We start from the raw sequence: 3,926 nt of genomic DNA on the forward strand, positions 1-3,926 counted from the left end.
AGCTTCCAGCAAAGGATTGTAGTATACTTCCAGGCTGAGCTTCGCTACATCACCAGGCAAGCTATTGACCAGAATATACGCGCCCGGTGGTTGGAGACGGTCAATGTAACCCCTTGCGGCGGCGAGTTCACTGGCCGAAAGTTGTGCAGGTTGTCCGTCTACTGTTTTGGCTACTTTGAGCGTGGCAACGTTGTCATTGCCGCTGGCCACCGAAATGGCCGCCTGGGTAATGATTTGTTTTTCGGGAGAAATTTGGGCGTAGCCCAGCGCCCCGTTTTCATCCCTGACGAGGTTGTCTCCGTACTGAAACTTTTTCATCTGTAGTACAAACCATTCCGCTGAACCAAAAATATTTTGAGCGAGTCTTGCTTCTACTTCTGCCTTGTGGCGGTCAAAGAGTTGTTCCAGCGTCCAGACTGCCATGGCCACCACATAGAGCCACAACCTCCAGACCGCAAAATTAGAGGGAGAGTCCAAGGCATCGAGCCGGGGTTCGGCCGCTTTAGCCGCCAGCAGTTCATTGCGTATTTGGGTCAGGGTTCTTGCCATGGTTGTTGTTTGTTTGTTTGCGGTATTTAATTTCCTGTTTTTACAATTACCGCCTGGGGCAGTTTATTTTTAAAGTATTTGATTAAAGGGTAGTCACGAATGTCTACCTTGTCAGGGTCGTACCTGACCTCAGTACCTGCCGCAATCTCCTGATCCAGCGAAAGTGTAGGGTTGTCATCCAAAAGCATAAAAAACGCCTGGGGGTTTCCATAGAGTTGCAAGGCAAGGTCTATGATATTTTGCCCCTCATAAGTGGTATAAATTTGAATCATTACAATTTATCAATATCATCGCTTTGCGCTAACCATTTAACCATTAGCGAAGCGAAACCATTCAACCATTTAATTATTCCACCCCGCTTCAATTCGTACCAACTCGCCTCCTATTTGCTCATCTATGTCAAAGCGCACCGATTCTATAGTTTGCCCGTCCAGTTCCAGTTGCAGCTCAATCTCAGCCCGCATTTCACTAAAATCCCGGTTTTCATCATTTAGAAAAATATCCAGCCCAATGCCCGCTTGGGGTGCAGCCCGCAAATCGCCTTTGTTGGCCACCAGGTTATGCGCCTGGTGCTGCACGGTAGCATCGCCCAAGGCAAAGTCGCCGTTTTCAAAAGTCAAATCGTCATCTGCTTCCGAGAGCAAAATATCTGTCACCTTACGCCACTTATTAGGGTCAGTTGTCGCCATCGCCGTGCATTACTTTTTTGTTAATCATCGAATCTTTAAACATTCCCGTCTGTTTACCCGCCACAGCTCCCTTGAGGGTAGCTTGCAACGCTGAGGGGCTGCCATTGCCAGGTTCGGGCACGGGGGCACCAGATAGTACCTGAACCAAACCATCCAAAATGGCCTTGTTCTTATTCCACTCGGTTTTGAGCTCCTTGATTTTGATCAGTCCACCCGCACTGTCTCCATTGAGCAACAGCTTGCCAGCGGTGAGTTGCAAGCTCATATCGCCTATCTCAAACTGGTGGGCATCTGCGCTCAGATTCACTTCCAAGTCCCCATTTTTATAGCTCAAGCCCGCTTCGCTCAGCTCAGCCACACTGTCTTCGCTGAACTGAATGAGCAGCTTTTCTACTTCGCCAAACTTTGCCACATAAGCCTCGCTTTCTGAGGCTTCGAGCATCGATACAATCACCGAGCTGCCTATTTTAGGAATAAACACTACCCCGCCTACTACCTCACTATCGATACTTGCCACCAGGCGTACATCCGGCAAGGGAGCCTCGCCGCCCAAAGGCTGCACCTCGCAGGTGCGTTCGGCTTCGTCTACTTCTACCACCGTACCCCGAAGGTTTTTGCTATCGGCAGGCAATGCCTCCATAATTCGCCGAATAGAATTAATAAAAGCGTTGATATTTTCATCCATAATTAAATACAGCTCTAACCTAACTACACTATGCAATAAACTTAGTTTACTTGTAGCTCATCGCTAATTGCACCGATATGCATCGGTATCTAAGACTTGTGACTGCCTACTGTGCCCTCCTTCCAATTTTTACCGCCCGTTTAAAGCCCCCGGTTTTGCTCACCGTGGTTTTTACTTCATCTACAAAATAGACCCCCTCGCGTTCGGGGTAGTCAGCGTCCCGGATTTGGCAACGCGCCGAATGCACCACATGCGGAATGCCCAAGGTTTTAACCCCGCCCTTGTAGCCCTCGTAGCGGTACAGCTTTACCTTCTCGTTGGCAATTTTTTGCAAAGTATCCTTGTCGTTAATCGGTTCGGGCGAAATCCAGGTTCTGAGTTCGCCTTCTTCGCTGCCCGCGTACACCTCCAGCTTTTGATTGTTTTTCAAATAAGAGGTTGCCTTGAGTCTGATCTTGATGTCCTCCTTGCGGCGATACTCTAGCTCGGTGGCAAGCACGTTGCGTTGCAGGTCATATACTACAGGTGTTTCATCTACCCCAGTAGTCAGTGTCACATCCTCTGAATAAGGCAAGCCCACATACAACTGCTTGCCCCGGAAATACATGGCAAGCCCATAATTGTCTTTGAGTTTTTGCAACACCCTGGCAGTGCTGGCGTTTGCCACCCGAAAGGGGGCAAGCTTTATTTCGGGGACTTCTTGGGTATCCACCAGCTCTATGTCAAAGCCCTTGATGGCTGTTTCGATTACCTCCTTCAAAGTGGTGTGCTTCCAGGTTTGGTTGAGGTTAGAGCGCTGCAAATGATAGACTTTGTCCAGGCAATGTATCTCGAAGGGTTGGTTGGGGAGTAGCCGGGCAATGTAGCCCTTGAACTCAGTATGCAACTCGCCATCGTAGCCCAGCTTGATTTCTACTCCATCTCCCTCTTTGAGTTGTTTGTTGAACTGCCCCCGTAACCTGCCCAACTTAAGTATGGCTATATCGCCCAGGTTTTTCCACGAACTGGTGATTTCCAGCGAGGTAAAACTGTCCAGTAGATACTTGGTACCACCACCAGTGGCCGGGGTAAATATGACTTGGGTATTGAATGTGAGCATGGGGGCAAAAAACAGAACACAGGAGGGAGCTCATAAGAAAAGTTCGTCAAATAGTGGAGTTTGCTCATGTGGTTGCGGAATAGTTGCATAATGATGAAAAGTGTAAAGGTAGTTTCATTCAAAAACTGCATATAGCAAGCAAAAAAACAGACGCGCTACATCAATGAAAATCTACGAGTTTGCCCTCAAAATGCGGGACCTGGCAAGTTCCAAGGTTGATAAATTAAACAAACTAGCTGGAAAAGCCAGGTCTAAGGTAGAGCAACTGGGTGCTCAGGCAAGCAAAACAGCGGGCAAGTTTCAGGAGCGTTTCCCGATGGCAAGTCGTGCGGTAGCCGCTGTAGGCGCAGCCGCCTCAAGGGTCATCCGCAAAATGGGCAAGCTTCGCCAGGTAGTAGCTTCGGGGGTGAGTGCTGCCTTCAAAGGACTCAAAAAAGCCCTGCTTGCCATGGGTGCAGCCGCCACCCTTGCCTTTGGGGTAGCTACCAAAGAAAGTATGGGCTTTAATGCCCAAATGAGCCGGGTTCAGGCAATCAGCAATGCCAATGCCGAAGAGTTTCAAGTGCTGCGTAACAAGGCGCTGGAAATGGGCAAAAGCACCAAATTCAGCGCCAGGGAAGCGGGGCAAGGTTTAGAGTACTTAGGGATGGCGGGTTTTTCGGCCAAAGATGCCGCCAGTGCCTTGGGTGGAGTGCTTGACCTGGCGGCAGCTTCGGGAATGGACTTGGGGCGCACCGCCGACATTGCCTCCAATGCCATCTCTGCCTTCGGGCTCAGCGCTAACCAAAGCGACCGGGTAGCCGATGTATTTGCCAAAACGATTACTTCCAGTAATACCAACCTCGAAATGCTCGCCGAAAGTATGAAGTACCTGGCACCTACAGCCAGGGCTTTGGGAGTAAGC

General features: G+C 49.6%; 6 protein-coding genes. 1 reads left to right on the forward strand and 5 read right to left on the reverse strand.

From position 1 onward, the window contains the following. The 5 genes from Q0954_RS33160 to Q0954_RS33180 all read right to left on the reverse strand — a co-directional run. On the reverse strand, positions 1-549 hold a 549-nt coding region (locus tag Q0954_RS33160), incomplete at its 3' end, for a hypothetical protein (RefSeq protein WP_299466100.1). A 26-nt stretch (positions 550-575) separates the two neighbouring features. After that, positions 576-821 carry a hypothetical protein gene (locus Q0954_RS33165; protein ID WP_299466103.1) on the reverse strand — a complete coding sequence of 82 codons (246 nt, stop codon included), beginning with the start codon at positions 819-821 and terminating at the stop codon, positions 576-578. 69 nt (positions 822-890) lie between these two features. Then, on the reverse strand, positions 891-1,238 hold the full coding sequence (locus Q0954_RS33170) for a hypothetical protein (protein ID WP_299466106.1): 348 nt from the start codon (positions 1,236-1,238) through the stop codon (positions 891-893). Next, a complete protein-coding gene (locus Q0954_RS33175) occupies positions 1,225-1,923 on the reverse strand; it encodes a hypothetical protein (protein ID WP_299466109.1) in 699 nt (232 codons plus the stop codon). The genes Q0954_RS33170 and Q0954_RS33175 overlap by 14 nt, the downstream gene beginning before the upstream one ends. A 106-nt stretch (positions 1,924-2,029) precedes the next feature. Beyond that, on the reverse strand, positions 2,030-3,022 hold the full coding sequence (locus Q0954_RS33180) for a hypothetical protein (RefSeq protein WP_299466112.1): 993 nt from the start codon (positions 3,020-3,022) through the stop codon (positions 2,030-2,032). A gap of 163 nt (positions 3,023-3,185) precedes the next feature. On the opposite strand from Q0954_RS33180, the gene Q0954_RS33185 reads away from it, so the two are divergent. Next, on the forward strand, positions 3,186-3,926 hold a 741-nt coding region (locus tag Q0954_RS33185), incomplete at its 3' end, for a phage tail tape measure protein (RefSeq protein WP_299466115.1).

The sequence above is a fragment of the uncultured Microscilla sp. genome (genome assembly GCF_947493425.1).
Taxonomy (GTDB): Bacteria; Bacteroidota; Bacteroidia; order Cytophagales; family Microscillaceae; genus Microscilla.

What these genes read in the sequence shown, in the direction of transcription:
- Q0954_RS33165 (WP_299466103.1), bottom strand. Translation starts at nt 821, where the DNA reads ATGATTCAAATTTATACCACTTATGAGGGGCAAAATATCATAGACCTT.
- Q0954_RS33170 (WP_299466106.1), bottom strand. Translation starts at nt 1,238, where the DNA reads ATGGCGACAACTGACCCTAATAAGTGGCGTAAGGTGACAGATATTTTG.
- Q0954_RS33175 (WP_299466109.1), bottom strand. Translation starts at nt 1,923, where the DNA reads ATGGATGAAAATATCAACGCTTTTATTAATTCTATTCGGCGAATTATG.
- Q0954_RS33180 (WP_299466112.1), bottom strand. Translation starts at nt 3,022, where the DNA reads ATGCTCACATTCAATACCCAAGTCATATTTACCCCGGCCACTGGTGGT.